We start from the raw sequence: 20,230 nt of genomic DNA on the forward strand, positions 1-20,230 counted from the left end.
GTAGCGTGCGGCGATGATCAGAGGTGCCCGCTCAAGGCCTCAGCCATGTCCTTGTTTGTCGCCACAGGGATGATCTCGAACTCCACCAGATCCGCCCATTCGATGACCCAACGCTGCAGCAGCGTGACGTCATCGGTCTCCACCAGCAGGAAGCAGCGGCTCATGTCCGCCGCGATCCAGCTGTGGTGCACGAGAAGCTCGTCCGGTTTCAGGCGGCCGCGGTCGCGAAAGCGGCGATAGATCTCCTTGCGATCGCAGCCGGTGAAATCCTCGATCACGATAAACTGCATGTTCTACCCCCGATCAAATTACCGCCCCGGCCGGTCCAGCCGCTCCAAGAACCACTGCGTCAGCCGCACCCAGACCTCGTCCTTCTCGCCGGAATCCTCCCAGCCATGGTCGAGGTTGGGATTGTCGTTGACCTCGATGACGAAGACGCCGTCCTTGGTCTCCTTGAGGTCGACGCCGTAGAGCCCGTCGCCGATGCAGCGCGCCGCCTTTACAGCCGTCTCGACGACATGCGCCGGCGTCTCCTTCAGCGTGAAGGTCTTGATGCCGCCCTGGTCGGGCTTGCCGTTGGCCTTGTGGTTGACGATCTGCCAGTGCTTCTTGGCCATCAGATAATGCACGGCAAACAGCGGCTGGCCGCCGAGCACACCAACGCGCCAGTCATACTCGGTCGGAATGAATTTTTGCGCGATCAGAAGGTCGGAATCCTCCAGCCATTCGGTAGCAAGCGTCTTCAGTTCCTCGAAATTGGCGCATTTCTTGACGCCGCGCGAGAACGACGAATCCGGGATTTTCAGCACCAGCGGAAAGCCCAGCGTCTGCGCTGCCAGTTCGAGATCCGAGGTGCCGGCGATCATCACCGTCGGCGGCACCGGCACCTTGTTGTAGGCCATCAGCTCGTTGAGATAGACCTTGTTGGTGCAGCGGATCATCGACAGTGGATCGTCGATAACCGGCATGCCTTCCTGCTGGGCGCGGCGGGCGAAACGATAGGTGTGGTTGGAGATCGAGGTGGTCTCGCGAATGAACAGCGCGTCGTAATTGGCGAGCTTGGCGAGGTCCCGCTTGGTGATCGGCTCGATTTCGACACCCATCTTCTCGGCGATCTTGGCCCAATAGCGCAGCGACGATATCTCCGATGGCGGCAATTCCTCATGCGGGTCGACCAGCGTGGCGAAGGTGTAGCGCGCCGGCGTGCGGCCCTTGGTGTCGCGCCATTCGCGGTTGGTGTAGGTCTCCAGGCACTGGATGAAGCTTTTTTCCTCGTCCTCGGTCATCCGCGCCAGCGGATGGAAACCGATCTTGCGGATCGAGGCCCATTCGGCGCTGTCCTTGATGTGGACTTCGAGCGCCGGCGCGCGGAACCAGTCGAACAGAAGTTTGGCGAAGCGGTCCCAGATTTTCGACGGGCCGATGCCGAAGAAGATGCAGACCTTTTGCGGAAAAACGCCGGCGAGATCCTTGCGGCATTTGTTGAGCGCCAGCTCCAGTTCCGGCAGCGCGTGTTCATAGAGCTTGCGCTCCGACAGGTCGATCATCGTTTCGACCGTCGGGATCACCTTGTGGCCGCGCGAGCTTGCCAGCAGCGACGCATAGTAGCCGCGGCTCTGGTAGCCGTAATTGTTCGACAGGTTGATGACCTTCGGCCGCTGGCCGCGAAACAGTGACGGGTGCGCGAGATAGTCGCGATTGGTGATGATCTTGTGCGGTGTCGCCACCTGGTCGAGATCGCTCTGCCTGCCGGTAAGGATGACCCAGGTCATTATCTGTCACGCTTTCCCAGAGTGATGGCGGCACGCAATCCATCGCGACCGAACTGCGCCATGTTCATGAAGATGCCGTAAGGCACGGGAATGTTGGCTGCATCAAGGATGGTCTCCTGCCTTTCATCCTCGACCCAAGGGTCGTGGATCAGGATATGGTCGCCGTCATCGCCGATCGCCAGCACCCAGTGCGGCACCTTCTTGCCGAACATCAGGAAGCCGCTGATCAGCACCAGCACCAGCTTTCCCCCAGCGATCGCAGCGCGGATATCGTCGATTGTGAATGCACGGTAATTCACCGGGATGCCGTAAAGTTCCGCGCGTCGGCGAAAGTCGACCTGGGCCAGTTCCATCACCCTGCGCTTGTCCTCACTGCGTACCGATTGCAGGAACAACGCGCCATAGAAGGAAACGTAGATCTCCACCGCGAGCCCGCTTTCGTAGCCCGACACAGCGAGGCCGAATGGCTCGCAACCACCGGGACCCGACATCATGAAGACGGTCGTCGCTTCACGCCACAGGCGGATTTCCATGACCGGATCCGGCACGAAGCCGCGATCGAAATTGGCCATCGCCATCATCAGGCAGCACGGGCCGCAGGTGAATTCGCAGGTCTGCGGGTAGAACGGCACCTTGGTGGCGATCGGAATGTCGCCACGCAAGGTCTTTTCGTAGCGAAGTGCCGTTTCGCCATCCTCATAGTAGCCGGGCTCGCGGCCGATCTTGCGATACCCGGCCTGTTCGTAGATACGGATCGCGCGGCTGTTGTCCTCGCGAACTTCGAGACGCAGCATCATGCGGTCGTGCTCGAAGGCGGCATCTTCGGCGGATCCGAGCAGCATGCGGCCGACACCCAGCCCGCCGAAAAACGGACTGGTCGCAATCGAGTAGAGGCGCGCCACGCCGCTGCCCTTGCGAAACAGCACGATCGCGTAGCCGGCCAGGCGGCCATCGACTTCAGCGACCAGCGTCTCGGCGGTTTCACGCTCGATGAACAGGCGAAAGGAGCGGCGGGAAATACGGTCGCTTGAGAAAACAGCTTTCTCAATGGCGGCGAGATCATCGACGTCAGACGCGCGGGCCGTGCGGATCTCGGCAGGCATGCGGCTTCAGAAAACCTCGATTGGTGGTGGAAATGGCCCTACTCGAACACGTCCTTGACGCCGACCAGGGCGTTGGGAAAACCGGCGTCCACCTGGGCGCACAAAGTCCGCTCCACCACCTTGAATCTTCGCCTCGTGTTTCCAAAAACCGCTTCCGATTTTCGGGGCGATGCGACGGCATTCATCAAGCGCTATCGCACCTCGATTAGGGCCGAATTGTGACAAATCCGACGCCGACTCGACGGGTGTGAAAGGGCCCTTCGGCCGGATCGGCATTCGCGGATCGACGGCACCGGCAAAAGCAATGCCGTTCAGCTTGCCAGCCCGTTCAGAAGTTGCGTGTAGGCGCTCCTGGCGACCTCGGCCAGCCGCTCGCGCGGCAAGGAGCCGACCACGGCGCAGCCATAGCCCTTGTCCAGCCAGTAGACGGCCTCGGGTCCATCTTGCGCGGCGGCGTAGGTGCCCTTGGCATTCTCCGTCGATTCCGTGGTGACAAACAGCGATATACGCTGCCCATTGCCGTCCTCGTAAAGCAGCATGGCGGCCTTGCTCTCGCCTGCCGGCAACAGCCGGCCGCCGACCAGCTGGAATCCGTCGGCGGTCAGGTCCGGCGCCACCAGATTCAGCCCTATCCGGTTGGACAGCCATGTCTGCAGATGGTCCTTGTCGCTGGCCGGCACCTCGACGGCATGCCGCTTTTCGGCGGCATAGATGACATGAGCCGCGATTGCCTGCTCGGCCAGCCGATCTTCGGCCGGGTCCTCCTGGCCGATGCCATCGATGCCGGCAAAATAGCCACCAAGTCCGCCTACGGCCAGAAGCACGGCGGCAGCAGCGGCAAGCCACCAGCGTGAGCGTGACACAGCTGCCTTGACCGGCACCTCGCCAAGCACGACCTTGCGCAAGTGCCCAGGCACGGCTTCGTCCAGCACGTCGGCGAAGGCGGCACGCAGCGCCGCCCGGTCGGCGGTGAAACGGGCGCTCCTGGCCTTCATCTCGGGATTGGCGTCGAGCCAGGCATCGTAGGCCGCGCGCTCATCGCCGGGCAGCTCGCCATCGAGCGCCATATGGATGTCACGTTCGGAAAAGTCGCGGCGGATCATTTCTCGACGATCCTTATCGCGCGGCGGCGCGCTGTGTCGTCCAGCAACCCGCGCAATTCCTCACGCCCGCGCGCAATGCGCGACATCAGCGTGCCCGCAGGCACGCCCAGAATGTTGGCGGCTTCGGCATAGGAAAAACCTTCGATGGCAACCATGACAAGGGCTGCGCGACGGTCGGGGCTGATCGCCTGCAATGCGTCGACGATCTCGCGCGAGGCAATGCTCTCCATCTGCTCGGCCGGCTGGGCAACGGCCTCGCCCGCCTCCAGCGGCAGCATCGCCGCCTCGCCGCGGCGGTTCACCTTGCGCATCTGGTCGATGAACAAATGATGCATGATCGTAAACAGCCACCTCCGGGGGCTTTCTCCCGTCTGCCAGTTGTCGAGCCGCACAAGCGCCCGCTCGAGGCAATCCTGGACAAGGTCGTCGGCAGCGTCGCGGTCGCGCAAAAGCGAGCGTGCGTAGCGGCGCAGGCGCGGTATTTCGCCAAGGATTGCTGCCTTCTTTTCGTCCATGACCGCTGGTTTCGAGGTCGCCCTTATTGATCCCAATTGAACGCGCCTTCCGGGCACGGCGCAAGCGGCCAGCGCGAAGCGGTCTCCCGCCCCGGTCACCCAAGCAATGCAATAACGCTGGCTAGTGCCGATTTATTCCCGGTCGGGGTGAAATCTTATTGTTCTTGCTTGCCTTTATCCGTTTTCCCGCGCCGCCCGCGTCAAAAGCCGCTGATAAAACAGGCCGATGCCGATCAGCACGGCGCCAAGGCCGATGAACGACAACGCCCTCAGCACACCTTCCAGCTCCGACATGTCGAAGATGAAGACCTTCAGCACGGCGATCGCGATCAGCGCGGCCGAGGCGACGCGCAGCACCTGCGATTTCAACCAGACACCGGCTGTGAGGAGCGCAACGCCAATCACCAGCCAAAGCGCCGAGTAGGTATAGGTTTCCAACTGGCCGAGGCCGCTCCACAAGCCGATGAACTCGCCCTTGAACAGGCGCCTCACCGACAGCGTGGCATAGGCGAAGGCAAGCACGGCAGCCACCACGGCCAGCATCTGCGCATACCATTTTGGCCGCTTGTCCCTGGCGTAGAGCGCCAGTCCCCCGGCGGCGACCGCAGGCAGGAGATAGGCGAGGAACAACAGGTTGAACACCGGGATCCGGCCTGTCGATTCGTCTGACAACAGCGGATTCAGCACGACGAAGTGCCTGACAACGATGAAGGCGACCGAGGCCACACCGGCGGCCATCGAACCATAGCGCAGCACCGAGCTTGGCGAGCGCATGTCGATGGCGACCAGGATGGCGCCGGCGCCGATGGCGATCAGGGTGTAGATCGACTGTTCGGCGAGCGTCATGGCACCCGTGTCGATGACGCCGCCGTGCATGGCGTGGCGCACCAGCATAGCGAGCGTGAGCAGCGCAAACAGCGCCGCAGCCGCCTCCATGGCAAGGCGCGGCCGGCCATTCGTGGTGCGCGCAAGCTGCCAGGCGGCAAAGCCGAAGGCCAGTGCCGGCACGCCGTAGCCTGGCAGCAGCCAGTTGAACACCGGCGTCGTCGACAGGAACCCGGCACCGACGATGGTCGGGTCGAAAGCGACGCGGCCAAGCACCGCGATCACCGCGCCGACCGAAATCCAGCCGAGCACCGGATAGGCGCGCCAGCGCGTAGTCAGCGCCGGCACGATGGCCGCCGCACCGAGCAGGATGGTGGTCCAGCCGGAATCGAAAGCCATATGCATGAGCAGGAGCCCGGCGATGGCCGCGCCGCCCAGGGCAAACGACACCGCGACACCGCCCTTGAGCGGCGGCTCCTCGGCCCGCGCGATCCACTCGCCGCCGGCGGCGAAAATGACGACCAGCAGTGCCGCTGCGGCAGCGTAGACAAGGTCACGGTCGAGATTGCCGAAGGTGAACCAGAGTGCCAGCAGGATGACCAGCGGGACAATGACGCCCCACGCTGCCCATGAGGCCGCGCGGATCTGCGTGCCGGCGGCGAACCGGCGCGCGGCCCAGAAGCCGGCGCCGATGAAGACCAGGCCGAGTACGATGCCGATGCGCAAGGTCAGCGCGTTGGACGTGGCCACCGGCAGTCCGTCGACGCCCAAGGCGCCGCTGGAAAAATCGGAAGCGATCGAGGTTGGCGGGATGATGCCGAGATAGATCAGCACCGTGACCAGTCCCGCGGCATAGAGGAGCGGCAGCGCCAGCGGACGATAAAGCGCGACCCCCACCATCGCGGCGATCACCACCGCGCCCGGCAAGGCGTAGCCGGCGGCAGCGAAGGCCGGGTCGACCGACAGGCCCAGCGCCGAGAATGCGACGAACAGGCCAGGCACGATGGACGGCCAGTCGAAAGCCCTGGCTGGTCCAGGTTCGTCGTCACGGCGAGCGAGCCAGACAAGGGCGAGCACGGCCAGCGTGACGGCGTCGATGAACAGGATGGCAGAGAGGTTCGCCCCTGGCGCATCGGTCATATAGAGGATGGTCCAGACACCGGCGCCGAAAAAGGCGGCCGCCATCAGTAATTTCCAATCGCGCATGCGGGCGATGGCGCCGGTGGCGGCAAGCACGATCGCGAGATAGCCGAAAAGCGCCCAGGGATTGGGTGCCTGCGAGGCGACCAGCACCGGCGTCACCATGGCGCCGACAAGGCCGATGCCGGCCAGCGCCTGGCCATGGACAAGAGCTGCCGCGATCGTCGCCACACCGATGACGCCGAGCAGCGTGAAGGCGAGTGCCGGGCCGATGAAGCCGTAAATGCCATGCGCGGCATAGACGGTGCCGAACAGGATGAAGGCACCGGCAGCAGTCAGGATCGCTGGAATATAAGCGCCGGCGGCCCCTTGCACCGGCACCTTGAAGCCGGTGCGCCGGATGAACTCGCCGCCGGCGACCAGCACCAGGCCGAGCACGCCGGCCATGGCCAGCCGCACGCCGGGACCGAAAATGCCGGCTTCGATGGTGTAGCGGATCAGGAACAGGCCGCCCAGCGCCAGTGCGATGCCGCCAACCCAGACCGCCCAGCGGGTTCCGAGCGCGGTTTCGACGTCGGATTGGCGGGCGGCTTTCGCCGCTGCGGGAAGCTCCGCAGGTTCCACTGCCGTCGGTGCCGGTTCTGGAGCGGTCCACGGCCCGGAGACGATCTCGCCGGTCGAGTCTTCCGTGTCCGTGGCTGGCGCCGGGGCTGTGACCGCTGCGCTTACCTCCGGCGGAACGATATCGGCCGCGGCCGCTGTGTCCGGAGCCATATCGGCGGGCGCGTTGTCGGCCACCGCCTGTTCGGACGGCCTGGCCGCAGGCGGCACGGCTCCCGAGAGCACAAGGCTGCGCAGTGCGCCAAGCTCGCGCTCGACAAGGCCGATGCGGCTCTGCTGGCGCGAAATGATGACGAACAAGGCGATGATGGCGACAAGGCCGATCAGGCTTTCAAACATGGCGGTTCCCCCAAACCAGGCCAGTTTTCACTGACATTCGTCTTACTGACATTCAAATGCGGCGGCCAGACGGCCAGAAAATCCAAGCTCGGAAAACTCAATGCGCCGCCAGTCAACGCGCCGCCAGATTGGCGGCCGGAAAGATCGAGCATGTTTCGGTGCCGAAAGCCAGCAGCTTGCCGCCGGCATCCTTCAGCGTCGCTTCCGACACCGCCAACGTGCGGCCCTTGTGAACAACCCTGCCCTCGCACACCACCTCGCCGGTCTTCGGCGTGATGGGACGCGTCAAATTCACCTTGAACTCCGCCGTGGTATAGGCCTCGCCCTTTTCGAGCAGCGTCTGCACGGCACAGGCCAGTGCCGAATCGAGCAGCGTCGCCGCCCAGCCGCCATGCACGCTGCCCAGCGGATTGAGATGGCGCTCGCTCGGCATGCCACGAAAGACAGCGCGCCCTTCCGAGACTTCGGTGAGAGTGAAATTCAGCTGGAAGGAAATCGGCGGCGCCGGATACTTGCCGTCGACGATGCGCTGCAGCAATTCCAAACCGGTGTATTTCAGGATGTCGGCGTGCGGAATGGTGCCGAGGCCGAGCGGTGAGACCCGGCCAGGATAAAGTTCGACCTCGCTCATGTGATGATTTCTCTGGCTGCGTCTTCGCCAGCTATGGCCTTGCCGCGCGCGTGATGTTTGCGCAAGGCGGCGAGGAAGCCGGTACGAGCGTCCGGCGGCTCGATGCCGCGCGGCTCATAGACGTGGCGGTTGAAGAAGAAGCCGGTGAGCCGGAAGGCGTCGTCGACATCAGCCGCATCGGCGCGCAGGCCGGAGCCGCGCTGCAGGAAGGCCGGCAGAGCCAGCATCTTGTCGCGCCACGGCAAACCGGCTTCGCGCGATACCGCACGTCCCGACTTCGGTGAGACATAGGCCAGGTCCTGTCGCGTGCCGGTGGCGGCGCATTGGCTGAGATCGAGGCCGAAGCCGAGTTCGTCCAGCACCAGAAGCTCGAAGCGCGCCACCAGTTCGCCGGCAACGTCGGCGTCGTCGAGATGGACGATCATCACGGCAAGCGTTTCGTAGAGACCTTCATGCGCGTCGCGCTCGGGCAGCAGGCGCAGATGCGCGGCCATGGTCTGCAATCCGTAGACGGCGACGGCACTGTCCATCAACCGGGCCGCGTTCATCTCGATCGCCTCGGCCTGGAACGTGCCGAGATGTTCATCAAGCCGCGCACGCCACAACAGGTCGACACGGTTGCCGGGCTGGAGCACGGGCTGCTGCTTGCGCGAACGGCCGCCGCGAACAAGGCCGAGATGACGGCCATGCGCTCGCGTCAACACCTCGAGAATGGCGCTGGTTTCGCCATGCTTGCGGGTGCCGAGAATGATTCCCTCGTCGCGCCATTCCATTTCAGGAGCTTTTCACCGATCGGGTGGCGAAATCAAGGTATGGGCTTGGCCCCCGGGTAACTCTCATGCCAATGCATAAAAAACCGCCCGCAGCGATGTGCTGCGGGCGGGCTGGTGAGGTCAGTCGATCCGTTAGAAATTGCGCTGGAAGCGAACGATGCCGCCGACGCTGCTCTTCTTGTCGGCCTTCGTCCAGTTGTTGAAGTCCAAGTCGTCGAATTTTCCTGCATTGAGGTAATCGACTTCAGTCGTGATCGTAAAGCCGGGCACAATGGTATAGGCCACGTTGGCCGCGACGCCGAGGTTCTTCCAGTCGTCATAGGAGACCTGGGCGTTGAACGAGGTCTTGTCGTTGAACTTGTAGGTGCCGCCGCCCCAGATCGCCCAGTTTCCGCCCCATGGCTTGTATTGGGTACGGCCTGTGCCGAAGTCGTTGATGTTGTCGTTGGTGCCGTAGCCGCCCATGACGAACAGCGTCAGTTCCTTGCTGACGTTGACGTCCAAACGGACCTTGCCGGACACTTCCTCATAATTGCTGTCATAGGCCACGACGCCGGTGATCGCACCCCAGTCGCCCTTGTACTTCAAACCGCCGACGACATGCGGAACATAGCTGTCGATCGTGTTGACGCCGGTGCCTTCTTCGAGCGAGACCACGCCCGTGAAGCCGCTGCCTGCGTCGAAGTAGTAGCTGATGAGATTGGTATCCTTGACACCATACGGGATGAGCGTGTCCTGGATGACGTTGCCGGCATAGCCGATGAACTGGTCGTATACCGTTTCATCCTTACCGACGCGCAGGCCACCGAGCTGGATCCAGGCGAAGTTGAGGGTGGTGGCCTTGTTGCCGGCCTGCCAGCCGGTGCCGTCACCGGTATAGTCGCCGGAAGAGTTGCCGAACTGGAAGCGGGTCTCGGTGAAGGTCTTCAATGTGCCGAGCTCGGTTTCCTGGCCGGTATAAGTCCTCAGCGTGAAGCGCATGTTCTTGTAGTAGGTGTCGTTCCTATCGCCGTCCATGTGATCGGCAACGTTATTGGCGCCATCCAGCGCGCCGGAATCGCCGACGCCCATGTCGTAGCGGAGGTAGCCGCCGATGCGCAGGCAGGTCTCGGTGCCCGGAATGTAGAAGTAACCGGCGCCGTAGACGTCGCAGATCTTGACGTATTCGGCCGGTTCCGGTTCGGCGACGACGACAGCGTCGGCGGCGCGCGCGCCGCTGACCGCGATCAGGGCCGCGGCTGAGCCGAGAAGGAGGCTCTTGATGTTCATTTTCTGACCTCTCCAGTCATAGTTATAAATGGCTTCGGATTTGTGGCTGGCGGCAATGTTTTCCCGCCTCACCCCCACAACGAAAAAGGCTCACACCGCTCGCCCTTTTCAGCGGCGAACATACCCATCGATCATCTGCCTTCAATGACGATTTCCGGAATAATGACAATTCCCCAAACAGATTAATGCCGTGTTGCACAAATAACACTTGATAATCCGACGAGCGGCACAAATGGCACAATGTCATTTATTAAATATATATACGGATACTTTCGCGTCTAACTATACTGATAACGTGTATATTTCCAAAATGGCCGCATAATACGCAAAATATACCTCAATTCCGTCGAAATTTATTCGATTCTTGCCGCCTCCCCTTCTGTTGCTAGATAACGCCCATCTGCAAATCCCGCTCTGATACCGAGGCGAAAAGCGGGATGACGCTTCCAAGGGTGTCTGCTCCCTCCAAGGCGGTCGAAACTTCCTGGAGTGCCGTCGTGTCGCCGATTGTGACAGCAGCCAGCCGTTGAAAAACGATTCCTCCGTGACGCCCTCTCAGTCGACCTGAACGACGCAGGCGATGCGCTCCCCTCCGCCTCGATCAGGCGGGTGGGCACGCATAGGTCCGGGAAAGCATCGCCTCGGCCAGAATGTCCCTGGTCGCGCCATACGGGGGCGGATGGATCGGCGACAGGATCAGGATCTGGTGGGCGAGAGCGCCTTGAACGTTTGGCGCCTCACCCCCGCCGCGCGTGATCGGCAAGCACCTCATCGATCACATGACGGGATTTTTCAACCTCGACAGGGTTGACGCCGATCTGTCCAGCTACCGTGATCAGCGCCTTCCAAAGCGTCCAGCCACGACCACGCGCCCACATCGCCTCATCGGCTGGAAGGCCGGCGCGAAACGCCTCCCGGCTTTTGCCTTCAAACAATGTCCAGGCAATCGCCAGATCGCAGGCGGGATCGCCAACGCCGGAGGTTCCGAAGTCGATCACCGCGCCCAACCGGCCTTGCCTGACCAGCAGGTTTCCCCAACTGACGTCGCCGTGGAACCAGACCGGCGCACCGTGCCATGGCGCGGCAAGTGCTGCCTCCCACACCGCGCGGGCTGCGACCGTATCGATCTTGCCGTCGAGGGCTTCAATCGCTTGCCGGGTTTCGCCATCGTAGACGCTGAGTGCTCCGCCGCGAAAGAAGTTGTGTTGTCCCGGCGCCGGTCCGCCAGTGGCATCGATCCTTTGCAAGGCGAACAGGAACGCGGCCAGGTCGGTCGCGAATCGCGGCAAGCTGGCGATACGCTCGCGCTCTGCCGTCTCGCCTTCGATCCAGCGGTAAACGGACCAGTGCCAGGGATAGCTTTCGGCCGGAACTCCCATCGCCAGCGGCACCGGGATCGGCAGCGGCAACAGAGGTGCGAGCCTCGGCAGCCAGCGATGCTCCTTTTCCACCTGCAGGGAATAGGCCGCGGCGCTTGGCAGCCGCACGGTCATCTCGTCGCCGAGATGAAAGGTTCTGTTGTCCCAGCCGCCAAACTCGACGGGCCTGACCGCAAGCTTCTTCCAACGGGGAAACTGCGTGGCGATCAATCGGCTGACAAGCGCTATGTCGATGTTCGGCTTGCTGACCATCGAGCCTAGCGCGGAAACTCGAGCCCCATCTCGCGATAGCGCTCAGGGTCGTCGCCCCAGTTCTCGCGCACCTTGACGAACAGGAACAGGTGCACCTTCTGTTCGAGGATGCCCGCTATCTCCATGCGTGCCGCCTGGCCGATGGCGCGGATTGTCTCGCCCTTGTGGCCAAGAACGATCTTCTTCTGGCTGTCGCGCTCGACATAGATGGTCTGGTCGATGCGCACCGAGCCATCCGGCTTCTCTTCCCATTTCTCGGTCTCGATATGCGAGGAATAGGGCAGTTCCTGATGCAGCCTTAGATACAGCTTCTCGCGCGTGATCTCGGCCGCGAGCTGGCACATCGGCAGGTCCGAGATCTGGTCTTCCGGATAGTACCAGGGGCCGACCGGCAGAGCCTCGGCCAGATAATCGAGCACGTCCTTGCAGCCGGAACCGGTCAGCGCCGACACCATGAAGGTGCGCTTGAACGGCACCCTTTCGTTCGCTGCCGCCGACAGAGCGAGCAGCGCTTCGTGCTTGACGCGGTCGACCTTGTTGAGGATCAGCACCATCGGCTGGCGCACATCCTTCAGCCGTTCGAGGATGGCGTCGGCGTCGCCCCTGATGCCGCGTTCGGCATCGATCAAAAGCAGCACGATGTCGGCGTCCTTGGCCCCGCCCCAGGCGGTGGTCACCATCGCCGTGTCGAGCCTCCGCTTCGGCTTGAAGATGCCGGGCGTGTCGACAAAAACGATCTGCGCATTGTCATGCGTGGCGATGCCGCGCACGATGGCGCGGGTCGTCTGCACCTTGTGGGTGACGATCGACACCTTGGCGCCCACCAATTGGTTGACCAGCGTCGACTTGCCCGCATTGGGCGCGCCGATCAGCGCGACAAAACCGGAATGCGTGGCGGCGGCTGCGGTCGCCGGCTCTTCGGTAGCGGTCATGCCGCACTCCCTTCACTGGAGGGTCGCGCGCCCTCCGATTTTTGGGCCGATGTGGTGGCCCAGACGCCTTCGCGCACAAGAAATGCCGAAGCCGCCGCTTCTTCGGCAACCCTGCGGGAGCCGCCAGTGCCGCTTATCGGCGCAAAACCGCGGACCTGCAAGGACACGGTGAAGACGGGCTGGTGGTCCGGGCCTTCGCGTTTTTCGATCACGTATTCGGGGCGTGCATCGCTGGTCTTGGCAATCCATTCCTGCAGATCGGATTTCGGATTGAGCGGCTTTGTGATCACCGTATTCGAGCGCGGTTCCCAGTAGCGCAGGACAAACCGCCGCGCGGCCTCGATGCCACCGTCAACGTAAACCGCCGCGATCAGGGCTTCGACCGCATCCGCCAGATAGTTTCCGCCCGAGCCACGCGACCGCATCTTCAAGGCAGAATCGGCGCGGACCAGATCCTCCAGCTGCATTTCGATGCCGATCTCGGAGCATGTCCGCGCATCGACCAGCGCATTGAAACGCGGCGCGATTTCACCTTCCGGCGCATCGGGAAATTTTTCGAAAAGCATATCGGCGACGACAAGCCCGAGCACGCGGTCGCCAAGAAATTCAAGACGCTGGTTGTTGGTGGCGGCCTTGACCGCACTGGAATGCGTCAAGGCGGTCTCGAGCAAGCGGATATCCTTAAAGACGTGGCCGGTCTTGGCTTTTACCAAACCGGCCAGAGTTTCGCCTGTCGGACGCTTCAAAGCCATCAATTGACGAAGTGGAACAGGCGCGAAGCGCGCATCAGCGACGGCCATTTCCAGATTTCGAGAGGGCTCGCCTTGCCAGCGATCGAGAAGAAAACAAGATTGGCGCGGCCAACCAGATTTTCCGCGGGAACGTAGCCGACGGTGAAACGGCTGTCGGCGGAATTGTCCCGGTTGTCGCCCATCATGAAATAGTGGCCGGGCGGCACATCGAATTCGCGGGTGTTGTCGCCGATCGAGTTCGAATTCAGGTCGAGCGTGTCGTAGCTGACGCCGTTGGGCAAGGTCTCACGATAGACATCGATCGGGCGCGATTCCTCGGTGATGTCGGGATTGTCGATCTGGCCTGTTTTCACGCGCGGCACGCCGACGCCGTTGATGAACAGCTGGCCGTCCTTGACCTGGATCTTGTCACCCGGCAGGCCGACAACGCGCTTGATGTAGTCGACGGACGGATCAGGCGGGAACTTGAACACCGCCACGTCGCCACGCTTCGGCTCGGCGCCCCAGATGCGGCCCGAAAAGATGTCGGGGCCGAAAGGCAGCGAGTACCGCGAATAGCCATAGGACCATTTGGTGACGAACAGATAGTCGCCTTCAAGAAGCGTCGGCCGCATTGATCCCGACGGGATCGAAAAAGGCTGGAACAGCAGCGTGCGGATGACCAGGGCGAGCAAAAGCGCCTGGACGATGACGCTGACGGTCTCGCCAAGCCCGCCGGATTTCTTCTCGGATTTTTCAGCCACGCTCATGTCGTCCTCGATTGTGCGTTGGATGGTATAGAGTCTCGGCGCGCGCTGGGCAACGTCAATGCCGGTCGTCAGAGGCAATCAATGTGGCGCTTCTTCGACGGGCAGCGCCTCGATGATCACAAAGGCTTGAGCGAGCGGGAAATCATCCGTGATGGTGAGGTGGATTGCCGCCCGATGGCCGTTTGGCAGGATCTTGTCCAGCCTGGCCTGCGCTCCTCCCGTCAGAGCCATGGTCGGCGCGCCACTGGGCAGGTTGACGACACCCATGTCGCGCCAGAACACCCCCTGCGCCATACCGGTGCCCAGCGCCTTGGCGCAGGCCTCCTTGGCGGCGAAGCGTTTGGCATAAGAGGCCGCGCGGGCGCCTCGATTGTCCGAACGCGCCTGTTCGACCTCGGTGTAGATTCTCTGGATGAAGCGCTGGCCGTGACGCTCCAGCGATTTCTCGATGCGTCTGATGTCGATCAGGTCGCTGCCGATGCCGATGATCATCGCGCGGTGGAACCGATGCTTGCGCCGGGATGGGACGATTGCGCATGCCGGCTTGCGCGCTCGGCCAGACGTTTGCGCCGCTGTTCGCGGAAAGCGTTCATGCCCCAGCGCGTGAGGGCGTAGAACAGCAGCCCGAAGGCGAGCCCGAGCGGAACCGCGCCTATCAGCATCGGTTCAAGGACCGGTTTCCACAATTGCGCGAAGGAGAGGTTGTGCAACATCTCGCCCAGATGTGCCGGCGGCCCATGCGTCGGCAAGCGGTCATGCAGGATGAGCTTGCCCGTTTCCCACGACGCCCCCCATAGCAACGGGAAGGTCAGGGGGTTGCCGAAAAAAACCGCGCCGAGAGCGGCCGCCACCAGATTGCCGGCGATCACCCAGCACAGGAGGGCAGCGATGATGAAATGGAAACCGACGGGAAAGAATGAAGCGAAGACCCCGGCTGCAACGCCGGCCGCCACCGCATGCGGTGTGGCCTTCAGCCGCAGGATGCGCTTGGAAAAATACTGAAGCGAGCGCGAAAATGAGCGGCGCGGCCAAAGGTAGGTACGCACCCGCTCGTAAAGGCCATCAGGCTTGCGGCGTCGAAAAAGCACTCTGTTCCCGTTCCACGGCTCCCGCAACGGCACCTTAGCCGGGCGTGGCAGCCACATCTTGCGCTTGACGATCACCCAATGGCAATCGCAAGCATGATATAACGACGCGCTGACAGAAGAACAACCAAGCACCGTCTGTCCGATGCGCACTCGTCGCCGCCCCTCGGGGTGGTTCTTGCTTCGAACATTGGACAATCGCGGCGAATTTAAGGAAAACTGGCAGTCGCTTTTTCGAAGAGCACCAGCGCTACGGCAGGTATTCGCTGACCTCGACCAGATTGCCGTCCGGGTCGCGGAAATAGACCGACATCATCGGACCGCGGGCCCCGATACGTTCAACCGGACCGAGTTCCACCGCCACACCATTGGCCGCGAGCCGGGCACGGACCTCATCCAGTGGCCCGTCCGTGACCAGGCAGAAATCGCTCGAGCCCGGAGCCGGCGACTTCGCCTTCGGCTCGAAAGTGCGGCCGACCTCATGCACATTGATCTTATGGATACCGAAAGCCAGCGCCGTCGGCCGATCCGCCGCGTCGATGCGCTCAAAACCCAGCACGCGCTGGTAAAACTCACAGGTCACTTCCAGCGAAGCGACCGTCAGCACGAAATGATCGATGCCGGTGATCATTTCCAATTTGTCTTCACGCATGTCGCTTTCCCCAAAACCGCCGCACACTGTTGGGCGAAAAAAATGCCCCGTCAGATGTTGCGGCTGCCGGGCTTGATCGCCGGGATGGCGGCAAGCTCCGGCGGCAGCCGGTCGGCCGGATAGGCCGGGACCTCATACTCGGCCAGCGCGATGAGCGGCACACCGACATCGGTCTTGCCAGCCGAACGGTCGATGATGCAGGCCGCGGCCACTACCTCGGCGCCAAGATCGCGCAGGCACTCGATGGTCTCTCGGATTGACAGGCCAGTGGTGACGATGTCCTCGACGATGACGACACGCGAACCCCTGGCGATCTCGAAGCGGCGCAAGCGGAACTCGCCGCCTTCCCGCTCGACCCAGATCGCCGGCACGCGGAGATGGCGCGAGGTCTCGTAGGCTGGGATCAGCCCGCCGATCGCCGGGCCGACGACATAGTCGATCTTGCCGGGCACGCCTGCGCGGATTTTCTCCGCCAGCGCCTTGCACAGTAGCTCGGTCTTGTCGGCATGCATGAACACGCGCGCCTTCTGCAGGAAGACCGGACTGCGCAGGCCCGAGGTCAAAATGAAATGCCCTTCCAGAACAGCACCCGCCTCGCGGAAAATGCCCAGCACTTCATCGGTGTTCATTTCTGCCTCTTTTTGATTGACCATGACTTTGTCCGAAACCGGAGCATGATCTAGCCATTGACGCGTCTTGCGTCGCTGACGCTCGAATTGTCCTTGAGCTGCGACAGCAGCCGGTTGAGGTGCTTGAGATCCCAGACTTCGAGATCGATCAGCATTTCGGTGAAGTCGGGCGCAGTGCGCACCATCGACAGCGTATGGATATTGGCGTCGTTCGAGGCAACCACCTGCGCTATATCGGCGAGTGACCCCGGCGCGTTGATGGCGGTGACCGAGACACGCGCCGGAAAGCGTTCCTTGGTGCGCTCATCGATGTCCCAGCGCACGTCGATCCAGCGCTCGGGCTGGTCATCGAACGCCTGCAGCGCCGGCGACTGGATCGGATAGATGGTGATGCCGGTGCCCGGCTGGACGATGCCGACGATGCGATCGCCAGGCACTGCCCCTTCCGGCGCGAAACGCACCGGCAGATCGCCGCGCACGCCGCGAATCGGCACGGCGCCATCGCGTGGCTGGTCCTTGTCCTTGCGCGCGGCACGACCCGGAATCTGGAACAACATGCCGGCGGCATTGCGGATCTTCGACCAGCCCTCCTCGCGCGGCTTGGGGACGGCCGTAGTGACGCGCTCATCCTTGTAGTCGGGGAATACCGCCTTCATGACGTCGGTGGAGGCGAGCTCGCCGCGCCCGACGGAGGCCAGCACATCCTCGATGTCCTTGCGCGCCAGCCTGTGCAGCACCTGCTTCAGGCTCTCCTTGGTGAAGGTCTTGCCGGCACGCTCGAAGGCGCGTTCCAGGATGCGGATGCCGAGACCCGAATATTGCTTGCGGATGGCGTTCTTGGTGGCACGGCGGATGGCCGAGCGCGCCTTGCCGGTGACGACGACCGATTCCCATGCCGCCGGCGGCACCTGCGCCTTGGAGCGGATGATCTCGACCTCATCGCCGTTCTTCAGCTCCGTCATCAGCGGCATGATGCGGCCGTTGACCTTGGCACCGACGCAGGTGTCGCCGACATCGGTGTGCACCGCGTAGGCGAAATCGATCGGCGTCGCGCCGCGCGGCAGCGCAATCAACATGCCTTTCGGGGTGAAGCAGAACACCTGGTCCTGGAACAGCTCCAGCTTGGTATTTTCGAGGAAATCCTCGGGATTGTCGCCCTCGGCAAGCTGCTCGATGGTGCGCCGCAGCCAGGCGTAGGCGTTGGTTTCCTTCGAAATCGCGTGGGCGGCGCCATTCGTCTTGCCGCCGGTGTCCTTGTAGATCGAATGGGCAGCGACGCCGTATTCGGCGATCTTGTTCATCTCTCGGGTGCGGATTTGCAGCTCGACACGCTGGCGCGACGGGCCGACGATGGTGGTGTGGATCGACCGATAATCGTTCTGCTTCGGCGTCGAGATGTAGTCCTTGAAGCGGCCGGGCACCATCGACCACGCGGTGTGGATGGCGCCAAGCGCCCTGTAACAATCCTCGACCGTGTCGACGACGACGCGGAAGCCGAAAATATCCGAGAGCTGCTCGAAGGACAGCGCCTTGGCCTCCATCTTGCGGAACACCGACCACGGCTTCTTCTGCCGGCTCTTCACGCCGGCGTTGATCGCATGCTTCTCGAACAGCGTGGACAGCGCCTTTTCGATGTCCGTCAGCACGCCCTTGTTGCGCTCGAAGATTTCGGCAAGCCGTGCGGTGACGGCGCGATAGGCTTCCGGATTGATGAAGCGGAAGGCGATCTCTTCCAGCTCCTCGCGCATGCCTTGCATGCCCATGCGGCCGGCCAGCGGCGCGTAGATATCCATCGTCTCCTCGGCGATGCGCAGGCGCTTGGCCTCCGGCATGTGGTCGAGGGTGCGCATATTGTGCAGGCGGTCGGCGAGCTTGACCAGCAGCACGCGGACATCTTCTGAAATCGCCAGCAGAAGCTTTCTCAGGTTTTCCGCCTGCTCGGCCTTCTTCGAGACGAGATCGAGCTTCTTCAGCTTGGTCAGGCCCTCGACCAGCTTGCCCATTTCGGGGCCGAACAGATCGTCGATCTCGGCCCGTGTGGCGGTCGTGTCCTCGATCGTGTCGTGCAGCAGGGCGACCGCGATCGTCGCCTCGTCCATATGCATCTCGGTGAGGATGGCGGCGACTTCGAGCGGGTGCGAGAAATACGGGTCGCCGGAAGCGCGCTTCTGGTGGCCATGCTTCTGCATGGCATAGACATAGGCCTTGTTGAGCAACGCCTCGTTGACGTCAGGCTTGTAGCGCTGGACGCGCTCGACAAGCTCATACTGACGCATCATGGGCGGGATCTCGCAGCGGTGAAATGAATCATGCGCCGCACTGCTGTACGGCGCATGTCATAGATAGCCACGAAACTGCCAGGACGGAAGTGCCGGATGCTTGATCCAGGCTCTTAGTAGTCGTCGCTTTTTTCCGGTGGCACCAGACCCTCGATGCCGGCCAGGAGATCTTCCTCGGTCATGCGGTCGAAGGTGATGTTCTCCTCGGCGTCATCGGCGTCGGTGGCAGCAACGGCGGTGCCGGTCTGATCGGCAATCGCCTCGCCGTCGGCCTCGGGCTCGTCGACCTCGACATGCTTCTGCAGCGAATGGATCAGATCTTCCTTGAGGTCGTCGGGCGACAGCGTCTCATCGGCGATCTCGCGCAGCGCCACGACCGGGTTCTTGTCGTTGTCACGCGGCACGGTGATCGGCGCGCCCTGGCTGATCTGCCGGGCACGGTGGCCGGCAAGCAGCACCAGTTCGAAGCGGTTGTCGACCTTGTCGATGCAATCTTCAACGGTTACGCGGGCCATGGATTGCCCCTTTCATGCGATGGATTTGATGGAAAACAGGCGCGGTCCATAACCCGAACGCCGCCAAAATACAAGCATCATGGCAATGGCCGGGCTGCAGGGCGCCCAATCCTTCGTTCAAACACCCGATTCGGCAAAACTGGCTGTGCCTATGTGTTCGGTGTCCCGATCACAATTGCTTGCAGTGCCGCACGCGCCCTTGGATTGCCGTGAATCTGGCGCTATCTCGGATGCGTAGAGGTCAGCCGGTTTATTATGAGCCTGACCGAACGTCGCTATCGCATTTCGTTTAGACGGCCGTTTATTTCGAGAAGGAATATTTTCCATGTTCGACCCTCGTGAAAAAATCGCCCTATTCATCGACGGCGCCAATCTCTATGCGACGTCGCGCGCGCTCGGCTTCGACATCGACTATCGCAAGCTCCTGTCGAGCTTCCAGAAACGTGGCTATCTTCTGCGCGCCTATTATTACACGGCGCTGGTCGAGGATCAGGAATACTCCTCGATCCGTCCGCTGATCGACTGGCTCGACTATAACGGATTCAAGGTGGTCACCAAGCCGGCCAAGGAATTCACCGACTCGACCGGCCGCCGCAAGATCAAGGGCAATATGGACATCGAGCTCACGGTCGATGCGCTGGAGCTCGCCGATGTCGTCGACCACTATGTCATCTTTTCCGGCGACGGCGATTTCCGCACGCTGGTCGAGGCGCTGCAGCGGCGCGGCCGCAAGGTGTCCATCGTCTCGACCATGGCCTCGCAGCCGCCGATGATCTCCGACGATCTGCGCCGCCAGGCCGACCATTTCATCGACCTGACGACCTTGAAGAACGACGTTGGCCGCGATCCGTCCGAGCGGCCGGTGCGCAGGCCCGAGCCGGCCGAAGTCGACGAGGATGATTACTGAGGCCGGTC

Annotated in this window: 20 protein-coding genes; 1 reads left to right on the plus strand and 19 read right to left on the minus strand. The window is 62.4% G+C overall.

Annotated features, from left to right (window positions below; genetic code table 11):
* Nucleotides 1–17: 17 nt before the first annotated feature.
* The 19 genes from NP945_RS04400 to rpoZ form a co-directional block, all read right to left on the minus strand.
* Nucleotides 18–278, minus strand: a complete 261-nt coding sequence (locus NP945_RS04400; RefSeq protein ID WP_236383112.1) for a DUF3303 domain-containing protein — start codon at nucleotides 276–278, stop codon at nucleotides 18–20.
* A 30-nt stretch (nucleotides 279–308) separates the two neighbouring features.
* Entirely contained in the window at nucleotides 309–1,772 is a 1,464-nt protein-coding gene (locus NP945_RS04405) for a RimK family protein (protein WP_127327236.1), read from the minus strand.
* Entirely contained in the window at nucleotides 1,772–2,875 is a 1,104-nt protein-coding gene (locus tag NP945_RS04410; RefSeq protein WP_128363024.1) for a peptidase C39 family protein, read from the minus strand. The genes NP945_RS04405 and NP945_RS04410 overlap by 1 nt, the downstream gene beginning before the upstream one ends.
* Nucleotides 2,876–3,186: 311 nt before the next feature.
* On the minus strand, nucleotides 3,187–3,978 hold the full coding sequence (locus tag NP945_RS04415; protein WP_256745665.1) for an anti-sigma factor: 792 nt from the start codon (nucleotides 3,976–3,978) through the stop codon (nucleotides 3,187–3,189).
* Entirely contained in the window at nucleotides 3,975–4,493 is a 519-nt protein-coding gene (locus NP945_RS04420; RefSeq protein WP_127327234.1) for an RNA polymerase sigma factor, read from the minus strand. The genes NP945_RS04415 and NP945_RS04420 overlap by 4 nt, the downstream gene beginning before the upstream one ends.
* Nucleotides 4,494–4,667: 174 nt before the next feature.
* A complete protein-coding gene (locus NP945_RS04425) occupies nucleotides 4,668–7,418 on the minus strand; it encodes a DUF2339 domain-containing protein (protein ID WP_256745666.1) in 2,751 nt (916 codons plus the stop codon).
* A 112-nt stretch (nucleotides 7,419–7,530) separates the two neighbouring features.
* Nucleotides 7,531–8,049 (minus strand): PaaI family thioesterase, encoded by a 519-nt coding sequence (locus tag NP945_RS04430; protein WP_027162667.1) that lies wholly within the window; start codon nucleotides 8,047–8,049, stop codon nucleotides 7,531–7,533.
* Nucleotides 8,046–8,822: a DNA repair protein RecO gene (gene recO / locus NP945_RS04435; protein WP_127321915.1), complete on the minus strand. Its 777-nt coding sequence runs from the start codon at nucleotides 8,820–8,822 to the stop codon at nucleotides 8,046–8,048. The genes NP945_RS04430 and recO overlap by 4 nt, the downstream gene beginning before the upstream one ends.
* 132 nt (nucleotides 8,823–8,954) lie before the next feature.
* Entirely contained in the window at nucleotides 8,955–10,091 is a 1,137-nt protein-coding gene (locus tag NP945_RS04440) for a porin (RefSeq protein ID WP_127321916.1), read from the minus strand.
* 737 nt (nucleotides 10,092–10,828) lie between these two features.
* Nucleotides 10,829–11,722: an aminoglycoside phosphotransferase family protein gene (locus NP945_RS04445; protein ID WP_256745667.1), complete on the minus strand. Its 894-nt coding sequence runs from the start codon at nucleotides 11,720–11,722 to the stop codon at nucleotides 10,829–10,831.
* 5 nt (nucleotides 11,723–11,727) lie between these two features.
* On the minus strand, nucleotides 11,728–12,654 hold the full coding sequence (era, locus tag NP945_RS04450; RefSeq protein WP_256745668.1) for a GTPase Era: 927 nt from the start codon (nucleotides 12,652–12,654) through the stop codon (nucleotides 11,728–11,730).
* Nucleotides 12,651–13,406: a ribonuclease III gene (gene rnc / locus NP945_RS04455; protein WP_128289777.1), complete on the minus strand. Its 756-nt coding sequence runs from the start codon at nucleotides 13,404–13,406 to the stop codon at nucleotides 12,651–12,653. Before rnc ends, era begins: the two co-directional genes overlap by 4 nt.
* Complete coding sequence (gene lepB / locus NP945_RS04460) at nucleotides 13,406–14,155, minus strand: signal peptidase I (RefSeq protein ID WP_127267160.1); 750 nt, start codon at nucleotides 14,153–14,155, stop codon at nucleotides 13,406–13,408. The genes rnc and lepB overlap by 1 nt, the downstream gene beginning before the upstream one ends.
* 78 nt (nucleotides 14,156–14,233) lie before the next feature.
* Nucleotides 14,234–14,647, minus strand: coding sequence for a holo-ACP synthase (gene acpS / locus NP945_RS04465; protein ID WP_127267159.1), 414 nt, complete (start codon nucleotides 14,645–14,647; stop codon nucleotides 14,234–14,236).
* On the minus strand, nucleotides 14,644–15,243 hold the full coding sequence (locus tag NP945_RS04470; protein WP_127322859.1) for a DUF2062 domain-containing protein: 600 nt from the start codon (nucleotides 15,241–15,243) through the stop codon (nucleotides 14,644–14,646). The genes acpS and NP945_RS04470 overlap by 4 nt, the downstream gene beginning before the upstream one ends.
* Before the next feature lie 247 nt (nucleotides 15,244–15,490).
* Nucleotides 15,491–15,892 carry a VOC family protein gene (locus NP945_RS04475; protein WP_127322856.1) on the minus strand — a complete coding sequence of 134 codons (402 nt, stop codon included), beginning with the start codon at nucleotides 15,890–15,892 and terminating at the stop codon, nucleotides 15,491–15,493.
* A 50-nt stretch (nucleotides 15,893–15,942) separates the two neighbouring features.
* Nucleotides 15,943–16,521, minus strand: coding sequence for an orotate phosphoribosyltransferase (pyrE, locus tag NP945_RS04480; RefSeq protein ID WP_127267157.1), 579 nt, complete (start codon nucleotides 16,519–16,521; stop codon nucleotides 15,943–15,945).
* A 50-nt stretch (nucleotides 16,522–16,571) separates the two neighbouring features.
* Nucleotides 16,572–18,800: a bifunctional (p)ppGpp synthetase/guanosine-3',5'-bis(diphosphate) 3'-pyrophosphohydrolase gene (locus tag NP945_RS04485; protein WP_023812864.1), complete on the minus strand. Its 2,229-nt coding sequence runs from the start codon at nucleotides 18,798–18,800 to the stop codon at nucleotides 16,572–16,574.
* 113 nt (nucleotides 18,801–18,913) lie between these two features.
* Nucleotides 18,914–19,315: a DNA-directed RNA polymerase subunit omega gene (gene rpoZ / locus NP945_RS04490; protein ID WP_013532591.1), complete on the minus strand. Its 402-nt coding sequence runs from the start codon at nucleotides 19,313–19,315 to the stop codon at nucleotides 18,914–18,916.
* A gap of 325 nt (nucleotides 19,316–19,640) precedes the next feature.
* On the opposite strand from rpoZ, the gene NP945_RS04495 reads away from it, so the two are divergent.
* Entirely contained in the window at nucleotides 19,641–20,222 is a 582-nt protein-coding gene (locus NP945_RS04495) for an NYN domain-containing protein (RefSeq protein ID WP_127267156.1), read from the plus strand.
* Nucleotides 20,223–20,230: the final 8 nt, after the last annotated feature.

The organism is Mesorhizobium sp. LMG17149 (assembly GCF_024518695.1).
In the GTDB taxonomy this organism is placed as follows: domain Bacteria; phylum Pseudomonadota; class Alphaproteobacteria; order Rhizobiales; family Rhizobiaceae; genus Mesorhizobium.

What these genes read in the sequence shown, in the direction of transcription:
- NP945_RS04405 (WP_127327236.1), bottom strand. Translation starts at nt 1,772, where the DNA reads ATGACCTGGGTCATCCTTACCGGCAGGCAGAGCGATCTCGACCAGGTG.
- NP945_RS04410 (WP_128363024.1), bottom strand. Translation starts at nt 2,875, where the DNA reads ATGCCTGCCGAGATCCGCACGGCCCGCGCGTCTGACGTCGATGATCTC.
- rnc (WP_128289777.1), bottom strand. Translation starts at nt 13,406, where the DNA reads ATGGCTTTGAAGCGTCCGACAGGCGAAACTCTGGCCGGTTTGGTAAAA.
- acpS (WP_127267159.1), bottom strand. Translation starts at nt 14,647, where the DNA reads ATGATCATCGGCATCGGCAGCGACCTGATCGACATCAGACGCATCGAG.
- NP945_RS04495 (WP_127267156.1), top strand. Translation starts at nt 19,641, where the DNA reads ATGTTCGACCCTCGTGAAAAAATCGCCCTATTCATCGACGGCGCCAAT.
- NP945_RS04445 (WP_256745667.1), bottom strand. Translation starts at nt 11,722, where the DNA reads ATGGTCAGCAAGCCGAACATCGACATAGCGCTTGTCAGCCGATTGATC.
- NP945_RS04475 (WP_127322856.1), bottom strand. Translation starts at nt 15,892, where the DNA reads ATGCGTGAAGACAAATTGGAAATGATCACCGGCATCGATCATTTCGTG.
- pyrE (WP_127267157.1), bottom strand. Translation starts at nt 16,521, where the DNA reads ATGAACACCGATGAAGTGCTGGGCATTTTCCGCGAGGCGGGTGCTGTT.
- NP945_RS04425 (WP_256745666.1), bottom strand. Translation starts at nt 7,418, where the DNA reads ATGTTTGAAAGCCTGATCGGCCTTGTCGCCATCATCGCCTTGTTCGTC.
- NP945_RS04440 (WP_127321916.1), bottom strand. Translation starts at nt 10,091, where the DNA reads ATGAACATCAAGAGCCTCCTTCTCGGCTCAGCCGCGGCCCTGATCGCG.
- NP945_RS04430 (WP_027162667.1), bottom strand. Translation starts at nt 8,049, where the DNA reads ATGAGCGAGGTCGAACTTTATCCTGGCCGGGTCTCACCGCTCGGCCTC.
- NP945_RS04420 (WP_127327234.1), bottom strand. Translation starts at nt 4,493, where the DNA reads ATGGACGAAAAGAAGGCAGCAATCCTTGGCGAAATACCGCGCCTGCGC.
- era (WP_256745668.1), bottom strand. Translation starts at nt 12,654, where the DNA reads ATGACCGCTACCGAAGAGCCGGCGACCGCAGCCGCCGCCACGCATTCC.
- rpoZ (WP_013532591.1), bottom strand. Translation starts at nt 19,315, where the DNA reads ATGGCCCGCGTAACCGTTGAAGATTGCATCGACAAGGTCGACAACCGC.
- NP945_RS04415 (WP_256745665.1), bottom strand. Translation starts at nt 3,978, where the DNA reads ATGATCCGCCGCGACTTTTCCGAACGTGACATCCATATGGCGCTCGAT.
- recO (WP_127321915.1), bottom strand. Translation starts at nt 8,822, where the DNA reads ATGGAATGGCGCGACGAGGGAATCATTCTCGGCACCCGCAAGCATGGC.
- NP945_RS04485 (WP_023812864.1), bottom strand. Translation starts at nt 18,800, where the DNA reads ATGATGCGTCAGTATGAGCTTGTCGAGCGCGTCCAGCGCTACAAGCCT.
- lepB (WP_127267160.1), bottom strand. Translation starts at nt 14,155, where the DNA reads ATGAGCGTGGCTGAAAAATCCGAGAAGAAATCCGGCGGGCTTGGCGAG.